Annotated in this window: 18 protein-coding genes; 15 read left to right on the top strand and 3 right to left on the bottom strand. The window is 41.0% G+C overall.

The genetic code is table 11. The annotated features are described in order from the left end of the window. Positions 1 to 28 precede the first annotated feature (28 nt). Entirely contained in the window at positions 29 to 913 is an 885-nt protein-coding gene (locus ACWODM_RS08665) for a LysR family transcriptional regulator (RefSeq protein ID WP_455320982.1), read from the bottom strand. 255 nt (positions 914 to 1,168) lie between these two features. On the opposite strand from ACWODM_RS08665, the gene ACWODM_RS08660 reads away from it, so the two are divergent. The 14 genes from ACWODM_RS08660 (at position 1,169) to ACWODM_RS08595 (ending at position 15,531) form a co-directional block, all read left to right on the top strand. Then, positions 1,169 to 1,912 carry an amino acid ABC transporter ATP-binding protein gene (locus ACWODM_RS08660; RefSeq protein ID WP_455321049.1) on the top strand — a complete coding sequence of 248 codons (744 nt, stop codon included), beginning with the start codon at positions 1,169 to 1,171 and terminating at the stop codon, positions 1,910 to 1,912. A 10-nt stretch (positions 1,913 to 1,922) separates the two neighbouring features. After that, positions 1,923 to 2,627 (top strand): amino acid ABC transporter permease, encoded by a 705-nt coding sequence (locus ACWODM_RS08655; RefSeq protein ID WP_455320981.1) that lies wholly within the window; start codon positions 1,923 to 1,925, stop codon positions 2,625 to 2,627. After that, complete coding sequence (locus ACWODM_RS08650; protein WP_455320980.1) at positions 2,624 to 3,475, top strand: transporter substrate-binding domain-containing protein; 852 nt, start codon at positions 2,624 to 2,626, stop codon at positions 3,473 to 3,475. The genes ACWODM_RS08655 and ACWODM_RS08650 overlap by 4 nt, the downstream gene beginning before the upstream one ends. Before the next feature lie 21 nt (positions 3,476 to 3,496). Further along, complete coding sequence (locus ACWODM_RS08645; RefSeq protein WP_455320979.1) at positions 3,497 to 4,339, top strand: dimethylarginine dimethylaminohydrolase family protein; 843 nt, start codon at positions 3,497 to 3,499, stop codon at positions 4,337 to 4,339. Between the two features lie 13 nt (positions 4,340 to 4,352). Further along, on the top strand, positions 4,353 to 6,017 hold the full coding sequence (locus ACWODM_RS08640; protein ID WP_455320978.1) for a peptidase M20: 1,665 nt from the start codon (positions 4,353 to 4,355) through the stop codon (positions 6,015 to 6,017). A gap of 47 nt (positions 6,018 to 6,064) precedes the next feature. Next, positions 6,065 to 7,018: an NAD(P)-dependent oxidoreductase gene (locus tag ACWODM_RS08635; protein WP_455320977.1), complete on the top strand. Its 954-nt coding sequence runs from the start codon at positions 6,065 to 6,067 to the stop codon at positions 7,016 to 7,018. After that, positions 7,015 to 8,127 carry an iron-containing alcohol dehydrogenase family protein gene (locus ACWODM_RS08630; protein ID WP_455320976.1) on the top strand — a complete coding sequence of 371 codons (1,113 nt, stop codon included), beginning with the start codon at positions 7,015 to 7,017 and terminating at the stop codon, positions 8,125 to 8,127. Before ACWODM_RS08635 ends, ACWODM_RS08630 begins: the two co-directional genes overlap by 4 nt. A 13-nt stretch (positions 8,128 to 8,140) precedes the next feature. After that, positions 8,141 to 9,412: an aspartate aminotransferase family protein gene (locus ACWODM_RS08625; RefSeq protein ID WP_455320975.1), complete on the top strand. Its 1,272-nt coding sequence runs from the start codon at positions 8,141 to 8,143 to the stop codon at positions 9,410 to 9,412. Further along, positions 9,409 to 10,338, top strand: a complete 930-nt coding sequence (locus ACWODM_RS08620) for an AEC family transporter (RefSeq protein ID WP_455320974.1) — start codon at positions 9,409 to 9,411, stop codon at positions 10,336 to 10,338. Before ACWODM_RS08625 ends, ACWODM_RS08620 begins: the two co-directional genes overlap by 4 nt. 176 nt (positions 10,339 to 10,514) lie before the next feature. After that, positions 10,515 to 11,243 (top strand): ABC transporter ATP-binding protein, encoded by a 729-nt coding sequence (locus tag ACWODM_RS08615; RefSeq protein ID WP_455320973.1) that lies wholly within the window; start codon positions 10,515 to 10,517, stop codon positions 11,241 to 11,243. Positions 11,244 to 11,246: 3 nt separating this feature from the next. Next, on the top strand, positions 11,247 to 12,461 hold the full coding sequence (locus ACWODM_RS08610) for an ABC transporter permease (protein WP_455320972.1): 1,215 nt from the start codon (positions 11,247 to 11,249) through the stop codon (positions 12,459 to 12,461). A 146-nt stretch (positions 12,462 to 12,607) separates the two neighbouring features. Further along, positions 12,608 to 13,387, top strand: coding sequence for a phosphotransferase family protein (locus ACWODM_RS08605; RefSeq protein ID WP_455320971.1), 780 nt, complete (start codon positions 12,608 to 12,610; stop codon positions 13,385 to 13,387). Positions 13,388 to 13,436: 49 nt separating this feature from the next. Further along, the gene (gene trmB / locus ACWODM_RS08600) at positions 13,437 to 14,090 is read left to right on the top strand and encodes a tRNA (guanosine(46)-N7)-methyltransferase TrmB (RefSeq protein ID WP_455320970.1); all 654 of its coding nucleotides are present in this window, start codon (positions 13,437 to 13,439) and stop codon (positions 14,088 to 14,090) included. An 88-nt stretch (positions 14,091 to 14,178) separates the two neighbouring features. After that, entirely contained in the window at positions 14,179 to 15,531 is a 1,353-nt protein-coding gene (locus ACWODM_RS08595) for a gluconokinase (RefSeq protein ID WP_455320969.1), read from the top strand. Between the two features lie 129 nt (positions 15,532 to 15,660). Here the strand turns inward: ACWODM_RS08595 and ACWODM_RS08590 are convergent, their stop codons facing one another. Continuing rightward, positions 15,661 to 16,833 carry a M20 family metallopeptidase gene (locus ACWODM_RS08590; RefSeq protein WP_455320968.1) on the bottom strand — a complete coding sequence of 391 codons (1,173 nt, stop codon included), beginning with the start codon at positions 16,831 to 16,833 and terminating at the stop codon, positions 15,661 to 15,663. 137 nt (positions 16,834 to 16,970) lie between these two features. Between ACWODM_RS08590 and ACWODM_RS08585 the strand changes: the two genes are divergently transcribed. Further along, complete coding sequence (locus tag ACWODM_RS08585; protein WP_455320967.1) at positions 16,971 to 17,819, top strand: aldo/keto reductase; 849 nt, start codon at positions 16,971 to 16,973, stop codon at positions 17,817 to 17,819. A 46-nt stretch (positions 17,820 to 17,865) separates the two neighbouring features. On the opposite strand, the gene ACWODM_RS08580 is transcribed toward ACWODM_RS08585, so the two are convergent. Next, positions 17,866 to 18,666, bottom strand: coding sequence for a hypothetical protein (locus ACWODM_RS08580; protein ID WP_455320966.1), 801 nt, complete (start codon positions 18,664 to 18,666; stop codon positions 17,866 to 17,868). Positions 18,667 to 18,842 lie beyond the last annotated feature (176 nt).

Here is an 18,842-nt window from a genome sequence, read left to right as displayed (position 1 = left end):
TATCGAGGAGACATGACTTTTTTTCTTTTCATCGAATATGATCGATCTCCTTCATGATCAGATCAGAACAGCGTTCGATCTGGTGGTGCATAGGATTGTCGGTTCTGAAGATCAGCCGTGTTTTTATTTTTACTTCTTTAAAGTTTTTCGTAGACAAGACCTGAATCTTGCCACTGAGAATGTCTTTCTTTAACACGTCTTCTGATAGAATTGCGATTCCGGCATTGTTTAAAAGGGCTTTTCTGACTAATTCCAGATTGTTGAAGGTGATTCGTTTCTTCTGTATTAGTTTGTTCTGGATCATAAAATCCATGAGAAAGCTACTATAGGAAGATTTTGAATGGTATTCAAGAAGTGGCAAGTCCAATTCAGGATTCTCTTTGAGTGCTTGGGCTATTTTTTTTGAAGTTACAAGAGAGACCTTGTCTTCACTAAGCAGGCGTTGGCGAATTCCAAAGGTCGAATAATTACCACTCATGATCCCGATATCGTATTTGTAGTCGCGCACACCGTCAAAGATTTTTTTTGAATGCTCGACAGCGCTGACTTCGATCTGAACTTGCGGAAAAGTTTCATATAATTTAGGAATAAAATTAGACAGATGCATAGATAAGTAGTTCAAATCTCCAGCGATTCGCAAGCGGAGATTTTCTTTTGAACGGGTATCCATCTCGTGGAGTGCTTGATCCAGCAAATCAAAAATATTTGTCGAGCAGGCGAACAAAATCTCGCCTGTATCGGTCAAGAACAGTTTTCTGCCAGCACGGATGAACAATTCGTGATCCAGATTCTGTTCTATTTTTTTGATTTGATTCGTTACTGCTGGTTGGCTGATGTTTAAATACTGGGCTGCTTTGGAAAAACTCAAGTAAGTCGCACAATAATGAAAGGTTTTTAAGTTGATCATGTCCATCGCAAGGACCTCCATGTAAGGTTTTGTAACATACAATATAACTTTTAATTATAAATAAAGCAATTAATAAATATTAGCGTTGTTCAGTGTTATGAAATATAACATAAATTTGGGAGAGGAGAAATTTTTTTTATTCTGAATATTCTTATATTTCAAAAGCGTGAGAGCGTTTTACTTGATATGACGTAGGTTAGACGTCTCCTTTTTGGGGAAATATACTTAGATACATCAAGAGGCGAAAGGTGATATCACATGATGAATACAGAAAGAAAAGAAGTTATTCAAATTCAAAACATCCAAAAGAAATTTGATGAACATGTCGTCTTAGACGATGTGTCACTGTCTGTTCGTGAAAATGAAGTAGTTGTGATCATTGGACCTTCTGGCTCAGGGAAATCGACTTTGCTAAGATGCATGAATAAATTAGAGAAGATTAATAAAGGAAAGATTTTTATTGAAGACGAAGACATTTACCGAAAACAAATCAACAACAATTCGATTCGAGAGAAAGTCGTGATGGTGTTTCAGCATTTCAATTTGTTTTCCAATTTAACGGTGAAAAAAAACATTACGATTGGCCCGGAAAAATTGCAAGGTTTGTCTCAAGAAGAATTGGATACACTGAGTGAGGTTCTACTGAATCGTGTTGGTTTATATGAAAAGAAAGATTTTTATCCGGAAAGTCTTTCAGGGGGACAAAAACAACGGATCGCGATTGCACGAGCACTTGCGATGAAGCCGAAGGTGATTTTGTTTGATGAACCAACAAGTGCCTTGGACCCGGAAATGGTTGGTGAAGTCCTCAGTGTTATGAAGGAAACCGTCAAAGGTGGGATGACTGCCGTGATCGTTACCCACGAAATGAATTTTGCCAAAGATGTTGCAGATCGCATCATTTTTATGGACGAAGGCAAGATCCTGGAAGAAATGACACCTGAAGAACTGAACTCGTCACATTCAAATCAACGTATTGCTAACTTTTTACAAAAAATTCTTTAGGGGTGGAAATATGGAACGAATCATGGTGTTTTTAGAAAGATTTGGCAACTATTTGGTACAAGGAACTGTGATGACACTGGCTTTAAGTATTCTGACAATGTTTTTTGCCATTTTTTTAGGAATGCTCGTTGCAGCAATGAGAATGAGCAAGAATGCTTGGATCAAACGAATTGCTGTTCTTTATATCGAAATCGTTCGCGCATTACCGATTCTGGTTTTACTATCGATCTGTTTCTATGGGATTCCACTGACAGGTGTCAGATTTCCTGAAGCAATCATCTTCGGAGTAGAGATGAGTCGTTTTATTGCTGCTTTGATCGCACTTTCGATCGGAAGTTCAGTGTATATTGCAGAGATTTTTCGGTCAGGTATCCAATCGATCGATCATGGACAATTTGAAGGTGGACGTTCCATTGGCTTCTCTCGCTTTCAAACAATGTACTATATTGTCTTTCCGCAGGCGTTAAGAAATATCTTGCCGGCATTAGGGAATGAATTTGCCAGCACAATCAAGGCATCTTCTCAGGCTTCGGTCATTGGGATTGCGGATCTGATGTATCAGGCCAACGTGATTCGCGGAATCAGTTATCAACCATTTGCACCGATTCTGGCGATCGCGATCATTTATTTAATTCTTTCCGTGGTCATCACCAGATTGACGGTGTTCATGGAAATTAAATTAAAACGAACAAACAAAGGAGGAACAACAACATGAAAAAGTTTATTGTAAATAGTTTTTTGGTTATGTTGAGTGTCGGTGTTTTGGTAGGATGTGGTTCTGGAGGAACTGATGATTCAGAGAGTGCAGGAACAGGGAATCCGGATTTTGATAAAATTATGGACAGACAAGAATTACGGGTCGCTACAGCTTCAGGTTATGCTCCGTATGAATTTATTGATTTGAATGCTTCTTCTACAGAAGTTGTCGGTGTCGATATGGCTTTTGCAGCGAAAATTGCTGACGAATTAGGTGTTGAATTGATCGTTCAGGATATGACCTTTGGATCGATCCTAGGATCATTGACTCAGGGAGCAGTAGATGTCGGAATTGCCGGAATGAGTATCACGGAAGAAAGAAAACAGTCGGTAGATTTTTCAGAACCATATTTGAAATCAGAGAACCGTGTGATAGCATTGAGTAAAAATGCAGATCAATTCAAAACGATCGAAGATTTAGATGGCACTCGTTTAGGTGCACAGCAGTCTACAACACAAGAAACGATCATTAATGAAGCGATGTCTCCAAGACAAACGATCACATTAGAAAAAATTCCTGATTTGATTTTGGAACTATTGACAGAAAACATTGATGGAATCGTAATTGAAGATACAGTTGCTCAACAGTATTTGATTTCTAATCCAGATATCGTATTTACTGATGTGGAAATCCCTGAAGAGCATCGTTACAAAGAAACAGCTGTAGCAATCAAAAAAGGCAATCAGGAGCTAGTTGATGCGATCAATAAAGTGATTGAAGAAAGCCAAGCAAATGGTGATTTTGATAACTGGGTAGCAGAATATTCAGAGATTGCTGCAGAATCAGCAAAAACAGCAAGTGAATAAATAAGTGAGTAGGTAGATCATATGTATGTTAACAATGGAACCGGTGAATTAAAGCAGATCCTCTTATCTGAACCAAGTAATGTTCAGGGAGCGGAGCAGTTGAATGAAATAGCCAAAAAATGGGAAATGGAAGCAATCGATGAAACTCTTGTCAAACAAGAGTTTCGTCAATTGCGGGAACTGTATGTCAAGCTGGGCGTAGAAGTCAACGTCGTCACACCACCAGAAACGATGCCTCATGCTGTCTTTGCCCGTGATTTAGGTGGGTGCGTCAAGGAAGGTGTTGTTTTAGGGAACTTCAAGCGAAACATTCGTAAAACCGAGACGAAATTTTTTCAAGCGGCTTTAGAAGAGCTGAATATTTCAGTGATCGGTGAGGTTGTAGGTGAAGGGACTTTCGAAGGCGGCGATTTTGCTTTCTTGAATGAACGAACGCTCGCAGTTGGTTTGTTGGATCGAACCAATGAAGCAGGCTTTCAGCAGTTGCAAACGATTCTAGAACCCCTGGGCTATATCTTACACGCTGTCCCAATGAAAGCAGAATATCTCCATTTAGATATGTGTTTCAATTTGGTGACACCGGATACAGCCATTGCTTATAAAAAGGGTCTACCTGCTACTTTTCTAGAAGTATTGGATGATTTGGGCATCACTTTGATCGAAGGAGGAGAATCAGAGGTATTCCATCATGGATACAATGTTCAAGCCCTAGGTAATCGTCAAGTGATCTCGCTAAAGCAAAACACAAAGATCAATCAAGCGATGCGTCAACGAGAAATTGAAGTGCATGAAATAGATATAACGGAAACACTCAAACTTGGGGGAGGCATACATTGTATGACATTTCCTTTGAAACGAATCTAGGAGGCGAAGACGAATGTATCAGCGAATCAGTCAGCTGGCAATGCCGCAGCAGATCGAGACGGTGGCAAAAGAGCTGGTAAATATCCCTAGCATCAACAATTCATTGCACGGTGAAGCGGATATCAGTCAAAAAATCAAAGAGATTTTATTGTCTTTTCCCTATTTTGAAGAACAGCCACAGTTTGTATGGACGACGGAACTTCCGGAGGACCCTTATCAAAGAAAAAACGTCTTTGCTTTTCTGCCTAAAAAAGGTGTCAAACAAACCGTGTTGCTTCACGCACACATGGACACAGTAGGAATCGAAGACTTTGGAAAAATAAAATCCCTAGCCTATGATCCAGAAAATCTGCTGCACTTTTTTCAAGAATATGAAGAAGATCCTGAAGTACAGGAAGAAGCACTTTCTGGAGATTGGGCATTTGGCAGAGGCATGCTGGATATGAAAAGTGGCATGGCCGTCCATTTGATCAATCTGCTGTTTTATACAGAACATTTAGAAGAACTGCCCTTCAATCTGTTGTTCATGGGAAATCCTGTGGAAGAAAATGATCATACAGGCATGATCGAAGCGTTGCCGGAATTGATCAAATTCAAACAGCAGGGCTACGAATTCATCGCAGCGATCAATACTGATTTTGTTTCCCCTTTACATGAAGCAGATACGACACGTTATCTCTATACGGGTGCTGCAGGTAAGATGCTCTCTTGTTTTTATATCAAAGGGCGAGAAGCACATGTCGGAAATACGCTGCAAGGCATTGATCCGACACTCTTGTCTAGTGCCATCAATCTGGCGATCAATACGAATCCGGCCTTGTGCGAGGAAATTGACGATGAAGAGATTCTTCCTTCATCTGTGCTGTATCAAAGAGATCAAAAAGATTTTTATAATGTACAAACAGCAAAAACAGCACATTTGTATTTCAATACTTTTCTGTATGAAAAGTCAGCCAAAGATGTGTTGGACACCTTGCTGGATGCAACAAAACAGGCAGTCGATCAAGTGACTCATTCGTTAGATGAACGTTTGGCTGCTCATCGAAAGAATATCCATGTACCGCAGGGCCGGATCGATCATTCGGTCACCGTCTATCTGTTTGAAGAATATTTAGCGTTTTGTCGAAAAAAAACCGACCCGGAAGCTATTCTACAGACATTACTGACAAGATCAGAAAAATTGGATAAAAGAGAATTGGGCTTCGCTTTCATCGATGCATTGGAACAAGCTACGGGGGACGATTCTCCTAAAGTTATTTTATTCTTGGCACCACCTTTTTGTCCCCATAATGAAGTCGAGCAGCATAGTCTTTTAGATAGCGCTGTGCAGTCAGCTGCAGAGAAAGTTGCTAAGGAAACCGGAGAAGTTTTCAAGAAAAGACGCTTTTTCCCCTTTCTGTCTGACAGCAGTTATTTAGCGATGAATGAAAGTGATCAGGAAATTGCTGCAATTATGGACAATTTCCCAGGAATGGCGGATATTTACCCCTTGCCGGTTCAAACGATTCAGCAGCTATCGATTCCGACGGTCAATTTAGGTGTTTTTGGCAAAGGGGCCCATACTTGGAAAGAACGAATCTACAAACCCTACTCTTATGAAGTGTTACCAGCGTTGATTCGAGAAGTTCTAACAACGTTGAAAAAATCAGAAGAACGGTCATCTTCCGCTGCCGTTTAATCAGTCATTGACGAAATCAGCGGAAGAAGGCAAGATGGAGGTTTTTTATGAGAATATTGATCAGTGATTACCCGGATGTTTTAGCAAGCAGGGATTTAGCTGTTGAGATCCAAGCAATTAAGGATTTTGATGATCGTATTGAAGTCGAGATCTATCCCTATCAGGATCAGCAAGAATTCATTGAACGCGTACAGACTGCAGATGGTTTGTTGACTGCGTTTCTGGATTTGGATGCTGCCTTTTTTCAAAATAATTTGCAGCTTCAGTGCATTTCAATCAATGCGACTGGTTTTGACAAGGTAGATCTGGAAGCAGCAGCCAGTAAAAATATCCGTGTCGTTCCTTTAGTGAACTATTGTACCGAAGATGTTGCCGATCATACACTGGCTCTACTTTTAAGTTTGAATCGCAAGCTAAAAGCGTATACGAAGCAAATCGAACAAAAGCATATTTGGCGCTACAAATCGGTAGGCTCGATGCATCGTTTGTCCACTCAGACACTCGCGATCATTGGCTGTGGCAAGATTGGTTGTGCAGTAGCAAAACGAGCACAGGTTTTTGGGATGGAAGTCATTGGTTACGATCCTTATAAAACAGCTGAGGAGCTGCAAGCATTTGGTATCAGAAAAGCCGACTGGACAGAGATCCAAGAGCGGGCAGACATCATTAGTAATCACGTGGCAACGACGTCAGAAAATAAAGCACTCTTCAATCGTGAATTTTTTGAAAATTTAGAAAAATCTCCGTTGTTTTTAAATCTTGGACGTGGAGAAAATGTCGAAGAAGCTGCGTTGTTGTTGGCTTTGGAACAAGAATGGATTCGAGGAGCAGGTCTGGATGTCTTGTTCAGCGAAAAGCCGGATCTGGCAAATGAGCCCTTGCTCCATAGAGAAAATGTGATCATCACCCCTCATGCTTCATTCTATTCCGAAGAATCGTTGCAAAGCTTGCAATTACAATCAGTGACGAATCTAGTCGAGCAGTTGGAGGTAGTGAAATGAAGGTCTCCTTTTTGATGCCGACTCAAGTCTTTTTAGAAGAAAATGCCGTTGAAAAACAAGCGGCACTTTTGCAAACATATGGCAGGAAAGCGATGCTCGTAACAGGAAAATCTTCTGCTAAACGCAGTGGTGCCTATGACGAGATCGTGACGGTATTACAGGAAGAGGGTCTTTCTTTTGTCTTGTTTGACAAGGTAGAGAACAATCCTTCCCTGGAGACTGTTCTTGCAGGAGCAGCACTGGCCAAAGAAAGTGGTGTGGATTTTGTGATCGGTATTGGTGGAGGTTCTCCGCTGGATGCCGCAAAGGCGATCGCTGTTTTGGCAGTCAATGATCTGGATACAGAAGAGTTGTTGAACAACACTTTCACCCACGCCTTACCGATCATTGCAGTCCCGACAACTGCAGGTACTGGCAGTGAAGTGACACCTTACAGTGTGCTGGTAAAAAAAGACATTGAGACGAAGATAAGTTTTGGAAATGAATGGACATTTCCAAAGCTGGCACTGATCGATCCAAAATATACGGAGGCTGTTCCAATAAAAACGATTCTCTTCACGGCAGTTGATGCCTTTACCCATTCTTTTGAAGGGTATTTGAGCAAACGTGCCACGCCTTTGAGTGATGCCTTGGCCATGAGTGCCATGGAAGTCTTCGGACAATGTTTGCCGGCGTTGCGCAACAATGAATTTTCATCAGAGCTCCGTGAGAAACTAATGTATGTTTCTTTGATCGGTGGTATCGTGATCACTCATACTGGGGTAACAAGTGTCCATGGAATGGGCTATTGTTATACTTACTATCAGGGGATCCCTCACGGACAAGCCAATGCCTTTTTGCTTCGCAGTTATTTGGATTACGTAAAAGAATACCAAAAAGAAAAGATCCAGCGGGCAATGAACAGTATGGGCTTTTTTGAAATAGAAGACTTTCTATCTCAAATCGAGTATCTGATCGGTAGACCTCGAGAATTGACAACAGAAGAAATCGCGACCTATACCGTGAAAACAATGATTCAAGCAAGAAGTTTGGCCAATACTGCAGGGGACGTAACAGAAGAAGTTGTTGCCTCTTTGTGGGCCAAGACAAATCCAGTATCAAGTATCTAGAAGGAGGAAGTTGATGGTGTCTTTATATGAACGAGCACAGAAGGTCTTGTCACCCGTCTCAAGTCGATCAACGACTTTAGGCGTTTCTGAAGGAAAGGGTAGTTATGTATTTACGGAAGATGGTCGTAAAATCCTAGACTTTGCCAGCGGTGTGGCGGTAAACAATCTAGGTCACAATCATCCGCGAGTCGTCGAGGCTGCCAAAGCACAGATCGATCGATTGGTCCATGGCGGACACAATGTCGTTTACTATGAGAGCTATGTAGCCTTAGCGGAAAAGCTAGTAGCAATCTCTAAACTCCCTACAAAGGTGTACTTTAGTAACAGTGGTGCAGAAGCGAATGACGGTGCGCTCAAGTTGGCAAAATATGTCACCAAACGTCCAGCGATCATTTCGTTTAAAAATAGTTTTCATGGGCGGACGATCGGAGCGATGTCGATCACAGCCTCCAATGCTTCCTATCGCAAACTATATGAAGGGATGATGCCGAGTGTTTATTTTGCGGAGTTTCCTAATTTGGCGAACAGTCCGTATCCTGTCACTGACGGCAAGACGCCCCAGCCGTACTTTGATCAGTTCGATGAAATGTTTCGTTCTCTGATCGATCCTTATTCCGTTGCGGCGATCGTTATGGAGCCGGTTCAAGGAGAAGGCGGTTATGTGGTTCCTCCAAAAGATTTTGTACGATATTTGAGAGAGTTATGTGATAAATATGGCATCTTTTTGATTTTCGATGAGATTCAAACAGGTTTTGGTAGAACGGGTCACATGTTCGCTTCAGAGTATTTTGATGTAGAACCAGATATCCGTACAGTTGCTAAAGGAATCGCCAACGGCTTTCCGTTGAGTGCTATTTTAGCCAAAGAAGAAATCATGGACCAGTGGGAGCCGGGAGCACATGGAGGAACCTTTGGCGGAAATCCGGTTGCCTGTGCCGCTGCACTGGCAACGATCGAAGTGCTTGAAGAAGAAGGAATTGCCAATGCCCAGAAGCAAGGAAGCTACTTTATTGATCAGCTTCATAAACTACAAGAAAAATATTCTTTTATCAGAGATGTACGCGGTGTTGGTTTGATGCTGGCGATGGAATTCAAGGATACAGAGAAGTTGACTTCACAGGAAATTTTACAGACAGTCATTGCTCAATGTCTGGAAAAGGATCTACTTTTACTTTCTTGTGGACCGAAAAAGAACATGGTGCGTTTTATCCCCCCAACGACGGTCTCAATCGAAGAAATCGATAGAGCTATAAAAATATTAGATGAAGTGCTGAGTAGCCTATGATTGCTGCTCAGCTTGTTTTTCAGCAATTGATCCTTATGGCTGTGCTGATCAGTATCAGCTGGCTGCTGACAAAAAAACGCATGCTGGATGTTTCAGGAGCAAAGCAAATGAGTACCATCCTACTTTATGTGATCGTCCCAGCATTGATCGTGTCTTCCTTTCAGCGAGAGTGGTCTGCTAGTGAATTCTATGGTTTGCTATTGGCCGCTTCATTAGCGGTGATTTATCATTTTTTAGGGATGTTGGTCAGCAAGTTCTATCACGAGAATTCCTATGAAAACAGCATCCATCGCTTGGCTGTTGTTTATTCTAATTGTGGTTTTATGGCCTTTCCCATTTTATATACCTTATATGGAACGGATGGGATTTTTTTTGGTGGTGTGTTTGTGGCGGTTTTCAATATTTTTTTATGGTCACATGGGATCAGTCATTTTCAAGAGGGGAAAAAGCTTTCACTTAAAAAACTCATTTTGAATCCGGGAATCTTCCCAGTAATTATTGGAGTTCTGTTGTTTGTTTTACAAATTTCGTTGCCTACAAGCATGAATCGGCTGTTGTCGATGCTTTCAGCAGTCAATACGCCCTTAGCCATGTTTGTGATCGGCATCTATTTAGCTCCTGTAAAGCTGAGGCCTTTGCTGAATGACACGATCATCTGGCGAACGACCGGTTTTCGCTTACTTTTGCTACCGTTGCTATTTTTTCTGGTCATTTCGGCTGTCCTTTCCTATTTTATCAGTGAGGAGTATCAGAAAGTGGTGGAGATCATTACGATTTGTGGTGCTTGTCCTGTGGCTAGCTCGATTATTTTGATTCCTAGTTCACTAGGAAAAGATGGTGAGTTAGGAGCAAAACTTGTTTTTTTTACAACGATCTGTTCACTGGTGACGATTCCGATGATTGTTTACTTGATCCAGATTTTTTGATGAACCGTTTTGTTGATTTGTTGACAGGCAGATGAGCAAAGCGTTTTTTGACTTTGTGAAGCAAGGCTTTCGGCTAACAAAAATGTAACGATTGAAACAAAAATAACTTCACTCTTTAAATTATTTCTCCAAAGGTTCATGTTATAATAGACTCACCAACTTTTGGAGGATCACACATGACATTAACAATTAAAAATCTAACAGGTGGCTATAGTCAGCTGCCTGTTTTAAAAGATATTAGTTTTAATATAAACAATGGCGAATTGGTCGGCTTGATCGGCTTGAACGGTGCTGGAAAAAGCACAACGATCAAAGAGATCATCGGCTTACTTCAGCCACAGCAGGGAACGATCGATATCGATGGTTTGACTTTGAAAAATGAGCCGGAGGAGTATCGAAAACAAATCGGCTATATACCTGAAAGTCCGGCACTTTATGAAGAGTTGACGCTACGTGAACATTTGGAAGTCACAGCAATGGCGTATGACATTCCCAAAGAAGTCGCGTTAAAACGCGCAGAAAGCTTATTGAGGACCTTTCGCTTGGAAAACCGATTAGAATGGTTTCCAGCGAATTTTTCTAAAGGAATGAAGCAAAAGGTCATGATCTTATGTGCTTTTTTGATCGAACCTAGTCTGTACATTATCGACGAACCATTTCTTGGCTTAGACCCGCTAGCGATCCATGCATTGCTAGAGTTAATGAAAGAGATGAAAGAAACAGGAGCTTCGATCTTGATGTCGACCCATGTTTTGGCGACTGCTGAGAAATACTGTGATCGTTTCATCATGCTACACAATGGCGAGATTCGGGCACAGGGAACATTAGAAGATTTGAGGCAGCAATTCAACTTGGCGCATGCTTCTCTGGATGAAATCTATCTTGCGTTGACAGAGGAGGCGTAAGAGATGAAGAAATTCTTTCAAGAACGAATGAAGCGGTACCAGAAAAAAATGCAGCGCTATTTAAAATACGTAGTCAATGATCATTTTGCACTGACGATGACCTTTTTAGTCGGTGGAATCGGTTTGTATTATTCTGATATGTTGAAGACATTACCTGAGAATTTTACCTTGGGAGCGATGCTGGTTTTGATCATTTGGCTGGCTGCTTTGCCGTTTGGTCAATTTGCCAGTTTAGCAAAACCGGCAGACATGGTCTTTTTATTGCCAAAAGAAAAGCAGATGCGGGAGTACTTGTCAGAAGGACTTAAATACAGTTGCTATTTCCCATTTGCAGCGCTTCTGCTGATCGGTGGGGCGATGATGCCTTTGGTCGTAGTATCAACAGGACAGAGCTTTTCTACATTTATTTGGTATTTGCTGACACTGTGGTGCTTGAAATTCAGTCAATTGTTGATTCAGCGCATGTCTCTGTTTCAAGATATGGAGAAAGCGACGAAGAATGCTTCTTTGCTTTGGTGGATCATCAGTATGGGAACCTTAGCTTTGTGTCTGTTTATCTATCCGGTGATTGGCTTGATCTTGGCTGTTTTACAAAATTTCTTGTTTTACAATCTGTGTTGGAAAAACATGCACGCACCGATCGATTGGGAGAAAATGATTGCTGTTGAACAGCATCGTTTACATCGTTTGTACCGTTTCTTCAATTTGTTTACGGACGTTCCCGAGATCAGTGCGCAAATCAAGCGTCGCAAAGCGATGGATGGACTGCTACAAAGAATTCCTTACGATACAAAGAACACGTATCTGTATTTGTATGCACGACGTTTGATTCGAGGGACTGAATTTAGTGGTTTGTATCTAAGACTGATTGTAATAGGTGGTCTACTGCTGTTCTTTATTCCTGAACGTTGGTTTGCTCTGGCGATCGGCGGATTGTTCATTTATTTGATTGGTTTTCAGCTGTTACCGCTGTATAATCAGTTTCAATATGTGGTTATTGCGCAGCTTTATCCGATTCGTTCCGAGCAAAAAATCCAGGCCATGCAAAAATTACTAAGTTTGCTGTTGGTTGTGACGGCTTTGCTTTTTTCAGGGATCAGTTTACTTGCTTTAGAAAGCTGGAGGGACAGCTTGATCGTGATCGCTGGCTATTTTGCCGTGACCGGGATTTTCCTAAAATTTTATTTGCCCTATCGTTTGAAGAAGCTATCTGATTAAGAATCTGCTGAGGATTATCTGAAAAACCGATGGGAATCAAAAAACGAACATATATGTGCTTGACGCCCCTTTGTTCCGGCGCTAGAATAAGAATTATTGTGAAAAGAAAGAGCAACACAAACAATTAGACTTAGGAGGTAAGCAGGATGGCTATTCGTTTGGATAATGACTGGGATCTTCATCCCATCAAAGGCGATACAGGCAAAGCTTATATCGGCTTAAAAGCAGAAGACAAAGTATTTATCAAACGCAATACCACTCCGATGCTTGCTGCTTTGTCAAAAGAAGGGATCACACCTAAACTGATCTGGACCAAACGGACAGGGAATGGAGATACACTGACGGCTCAGGAATGGCTAGAAGGTCGTTTGCTGGACCCCGAGGAAATCGGTCAGCGAAATGATGTGATCGATGTTTTATATCATTTGCATCACTCACAATCGTTGAAGGATATGCTCCAAAAAATGGGTGGGATTCTGATGACTCCTCAAAAAATGTTACAGGAATACGAAACGGATTTACCAAAGAGTGTCGCACAAAATCAATTTTTGTCGATGGTGCATTATTATTTGGTTCAGAACATCCCCAATTTCAAGGAATCAGACAAGACAGTCGTGCATGGCGATGTTAATTACCGTAATTGGCTAGTTTGTCGCAATTACTTATATTTAGTTGACTGGGATTCTGTGATGTTTGCCGATCCAGCAGTCGATATTGGAACGATCTTAGGGCATTATTTGCCGATCTCCAGTTGGAATCACTGGTTGATGAGCTATGGCATTCACGGCAACAGTGAAAATATGGAAAAAATTTATTGGTATGCTTTGTTGAGTATGCTACAAGAAGTCAAAAAATATTACAAACGTAACCAGTTCAAAAAAATGAACCAGGAAATTTTACAATTAAAACGAATTTATACAGGGTAAAAAACAAGGTGGTCTAATCAATCACCTTGTTTTATGGAAAGGAAGAATTATGAGAGTTAGAAAACGTACAGGAGCAGAAGATTTGATTGCTGCCCATCCAGAGTTTGTCGTTGATCAGCCGCAGGAGTGGAAGGGACGCTGGGCTGAGCGTTTTGGGAATCATCAGCCGATTCATATCGAGATTGGCATGGGGAAAGGACAATTTATCTCTAATATGGCAAAAGCTCATCCGGAAATCAACTACATTGGTATTGATATGCAGATCAGTGTGGTGTCCTTTGCTTTAGACAAGTTGATTGCAGAAGAGTTGCCTAATTTACAGTTGCTACATGTAGACGGCTCTGCCTTGACTGAATATTTTGCTGACAGTGAAGTCGATCAGATTTATTTGAATTTTTCTGATCCGTGGCCAAAGACACGCCATGAAAAGCGTCGTCTAACTTATAAGACCTTCTTAGCTGTCGATGAACAGATTCTGCGCCCAGAAGGTGAGATTCATTTCAAAACAGACAATCAAGGTTTGTTTGAATATTCTTTGGCTAGTATGTCTCAATACGGAATGATTCTTCAAAAAGTTTGGCTAGATTTACACACTAGTAGTTTTGAGGGAAACATCATGACCGAATATGAAGAGAAATTTTCTTCTCGAGGACAACGGATCTATCGATTGGAAGCGAAATTTTTGGATAAAACTCAGAAATAAGAGCAACTGCCTTAAGTAACTACTTTTTAGTAGCTTAGGGCAGTTTTTGATGTATATGTGCTAAAATGTATAAAAAGGAGAGATGACTTTGTTTTTAGGAATCGATATTGGAACAACGGCAATGAAATTTGCTGTAATCGTTGAAGGAAAAATCAAGTTTCAACAGTCCAGCCCAGTCACTACGCACCGTGAAACCAATGGTAAATGCTATCAGCGTTGGAGTGAGCTTTTAGTTGTATTGCAACAAGGGATTCAAACGATTCCCAAAGATATCCGAATCGAGATCACGAAAATAAGCTTCAGTGTAGCTATGCATAGCTTATTGGTCTATGAAGGCTCTATCTCTGATGAACTATATCTTTGGTCCGATACACAGGCTGCCCAAACAATAGAGACCTTTAAAAAAGAATCGATTGCAGAAAAATTTTATCAAAAAACGGGCACGCCCTTACATGCAATGTCTCCTTTTGCGAAAATTCTTCATTTCAATCAGCAAAAACGTCAGATGGAGCAAGCAAAATATTATGGAATCAAAGAAATGGTCATGTATTATTTGACGGGAACTTTTGTCTTGGACTATTCCACGGCTTCTGCAACTGGCCTCTTTGATTTAAAAAAAAGAGAGTGGGATCAGGAGATTTTGGATTATCTTGATATTCAAAGGGAACAGTTGGCTGAATTGGTTGACACAACCGCTAGTTTTCCTATCCAAGCTCGTGCAGCAGAAGAATTGATGCTCTCGGAAACAGTAGAAGTGGTGATTGGAGCTAGTGATGGTTGTTTAGCTGCCTTTGCAAGTTATGTGGCAACTGGAATTCCTAATAGTTTAACGATCGGTACAAGTGCGGCTGTGCGCCGTGTAACAGATACACCGATTTTCAACCAACATCAAAATTTCTGCTACTATTTGAGAGATTCGTATTATGTGATAGGCGCACCGTCAAATAATGGTGGCTGCGTTTTAGAATGGGCAAGTCATATTTTTAGCAAATACCCAGAAGGATTTTTTGAGGAACTACCCGAAATGTTAGCAGAATCAGAAATGGGTTCCAAAGGCTTACGCTTTCGTCCCTTTATTAATGGCGAACGAGCACCATTGTGGCAAGAAGATACTTCAGGGAGCTTTGAAAATTTACGAATCATTCACACTAAAGCGGATATGGTGCGAAGTATGGTAGAAGGGATCTTGATCAATATTCGTACGTTGACTCAAATGGTGGAAATTCAAGGACAACTATCCTTAAGTGGAGGTTTTTTCCAATCAGAGATACTAAGGCAAATGACAGCAGATATATTAGGAGTCGACTGTTATCTTTCAGATTACAATGAACCAATTTTAGGTTTGTATTATTTGATTTATGGTCAAGAAACAGTCGGATTAGATTTAGAAAGAATTCCTTATGATCCTGAACGTACTAAGATATATCAAGAGTTATTTTAGAAAAATTTTTGGAAAAAGTACTTGTTGATAATAAATCAAAATTCTTTTTTGTGAGTTGGGAAGTTGGCTTTCAAGATTAATAGAAAAAAGCTTCAAACTGTATAAAAATAGTACAGTTTGAAGCTTTTATTATAAATTCATCATCGTCTCTTCAAACTCTGCTTTGATTTCGGCCAAGGTTTCGGGGTTCTCCAACAATTCTAAAATAGCCAGTGACAAGCCTTGAGCGGCCTTGATTAGCCCGTTTTTACCTGCAGGCGAAATCGTAGCGGCGGCCATTTCTCTTGTGTGAGCTCCGACTTCAGGTCCGCAGATCTTGATGTGTCCTTGGATCGTAGGGCATCGATAGCTGACAGCACCGACATCGCTAGAATCTGTCGCTACCTCATCGACCGGCTGGATATCCGTTAAGCCTAACTCGGTATATTTTTCTGTCAATAAATCAGCTAATTTGTAATTGATGATCGTGTCTTCGTAAGGACACTCGTACACAGAGGTTTTGAAAGTGACATTATTAGCTAGGCAGACACCGTCCACTGCGCGAACTGCTTTCTCAGTGATTTCTTTTGCATAGCCCATCATCGGAGCACGGAAATAATATTCAAGCGAAGCATAGCTAGGAATCACATTGGCTGCTGCACCACCATCTTTGATCACACCGTGAATGTACGTATGAGGTGCGGCAAACTGACGCAATAGATTGATCTGCAGATAACTCATTACTGCAGCATCTAAAGCAGAGGCGCCTAGTTCTGGTTGACAGCCATGGGCATTTTTTCCGAAAAATTCAAACTTGATTGGATTCAAAGCAGTCGTTCTTTTTCCAACACCGTTTTGACTACCTGGATGGACCATCAAGGCTGCATCGACTTGATCGAAAACACCTGCTTCTGCCATACTGACTTTTCCGCCAAAATTTTCTTCTGCTGGCGTTCCGACAACCAACAGTTTTCCACCAAAGTGATCAATGATCTCTTTGACTGCTTCACCGGTTGCGACACCAATGCCGGCAATCAAATTGTGTCCACAGCCGTGTCCAATTTCTGGTAAGGCATCATATTCACACATCACTGCGATGGTTGGCCCAGCTTTGCCGGTATCGTATTCACCTAAAAAACCAGTAGGTACGACATAGCCAGAGGTCGTTTGAAAACCTACGCTATCCAGATAATCAACGAGCAGTTTCATTGTTTCGAACTCTTCGTTTCCAATCTCAGGGTTGTCATACATGGTTTGCACTAATTGCATATAGGTATCGATCTTTTTTTCAATCGTTGTTAAAAGGGTTTCTTTGACTGACATTTTATTCTCCTATCAATAAATTTATTGATCCACTTATAGAATGTATACTAATACAATCGTTTCGCATTTACAATGTTTTTCAATTTTTCAAGTTAGTGATATGATAAATGAAGAACCAAATATTAGGAGGGAAATAAATGAGTTTAAAAGATACGTATACTTTATCAAATGGTGTTGAGATTCCTGTAGTTGGCTTTGGTACTTGGCAAACGCCTGATGGAGATGTCGCTGAATCTTCAGTATTGGCAGCATTGAATGCAGGGTATCGTCATATCGATACGGCAGCCGTTTACGGCAATGAAGCATCTGTTGGTCGTGCAATCGCCAAAAGTGGCGTCCCAAGAGAAGAAATTTTTCTAACAACCAAGCTATGGAACGATGCGCATTCTTATGAAGGGGCGAAAAAAGCCTTGGAAGAATCAATGACCAAATTAGGTGTCGATTATTTAGACTTATATTTGATCCACTGGCCCAACCCCGCTGCTGTGCGTGATTCTTGGCAGGAAGCGAATGCAGAAGCATGGCGTGCGATGGAAGAAGCTGTCGAGGCTGGAAAAATTCGCGCGATCGGTATTTCAAACTTTCTGCCACACCATTTAGATGAATTACTGAAAACAGCTAAAATCAAACCGGTAGTCAATCAAATTTATTTGAATCCAAGCGATGCACAAGAAGCAGTCGTAGCACACAACAAAAAACACGATATTTTAAGTGAAGCTTATAGTCCATTAGGGACGGGTAAAATCTTCTCGGTTCCAGAATTACAAACGATGGCTGATAAATACAAAAAAACAGTTGCACAAATCGTTTTACGCTGGAGCTTGCAGCATGGATTCCTACCGTTACCAAAATCTGTGACTGAGTCACGGATCATTGAAAATGGTCAGTTGTTCGACTTCGAATTGAGTTCAGAGGACATGCAAGCGATCGACCGGTTAAAAGGTGCAGCTGGCGAAGCACCTGATCCAGATACAAAAGCATTTTAATCACAAAAAGAAGCTGTCGCAGAAACAAGCGACAGCTTCTTTTTGATTATTTGACGACCGTCCATTCGTCGATCGTTTTCCCCTCTGTATCTTTGAAGACTAACCAGCCATTACGACCACCGTAATAAAGGAAGAGTCCTGTTTCGTTAACGCTTTTCAAAACAATGTCTTCAGTAGTGACAAAATCTTTGATCTTATCTTCTTGTTCGGTTCGCAGCTGAGTCGTCATCCGTACATCCAGTCCGACCGAACCGTCTTTGTTTAATTCGTACTCTTTGCGAAGTTGAGCGCCTTTTTTGATTAGCATCTCATTACGTTTTTGCCAAATGATCGTCGCTTTGCAGTCGAAGTCATCGACATAAAACTCGATCGAAGCGACTTCTTTACGCCATCTATGCTGTGCTTTAGCGGGTCTTGGTTTTTTAGGTTCTTCCTTGGCTTTTAAATGGAAGCCAAATTTTTCCAAAATAGTCAGCAAAATGTCTTGATAAGCCGTGACGCTGTTGTAGTAGTTGGCAGGAATTTTCTCATTGGTCGCTTTTTTAGACAGCTTGATGCCGGCTTCTTCTGCGGTCTGAGAAAGGCTTTGTACCAAATACTCTAATTCTGTATCCCAGGGAAGGGTCAGTTGGATCATCGTGTCACAGGCTGTTCGAGCAGTCAGTTTCTCGTCAGTGATTGAACCAACAGCTTTCAACGTGTTGTCTTTGAACAAAAGATAGACACTTGGTTCAGTGACAAGCAGTGATTTGTCACCAGAATAAAAAATAGTAATTGTTCCTTGATTGTCAGCTAATTGAAGGCAGATTTTCTCTTTGGTGAGAGAGAGATCAGCTTTGATTGTCATAGGGCGTGCTCCTCGCTAAAATAGAATGTTTTGTATTATTATAACAGTATCACTAGTGTTGCATTAAAATTTTAACATCATTCCCATGCACAAAAAAATCCTTTATAATGAAACTTGGATGACTTATCCAAGACCATAATAAAGGACTCAAGCATGGATAAGTATAAAACAAATTC

The organism is Enterococcus olivae, from assembly GCF_053760925.1.
This window is presented reverse-complemented; position numbering and strand designations above follow the sequence as displayed.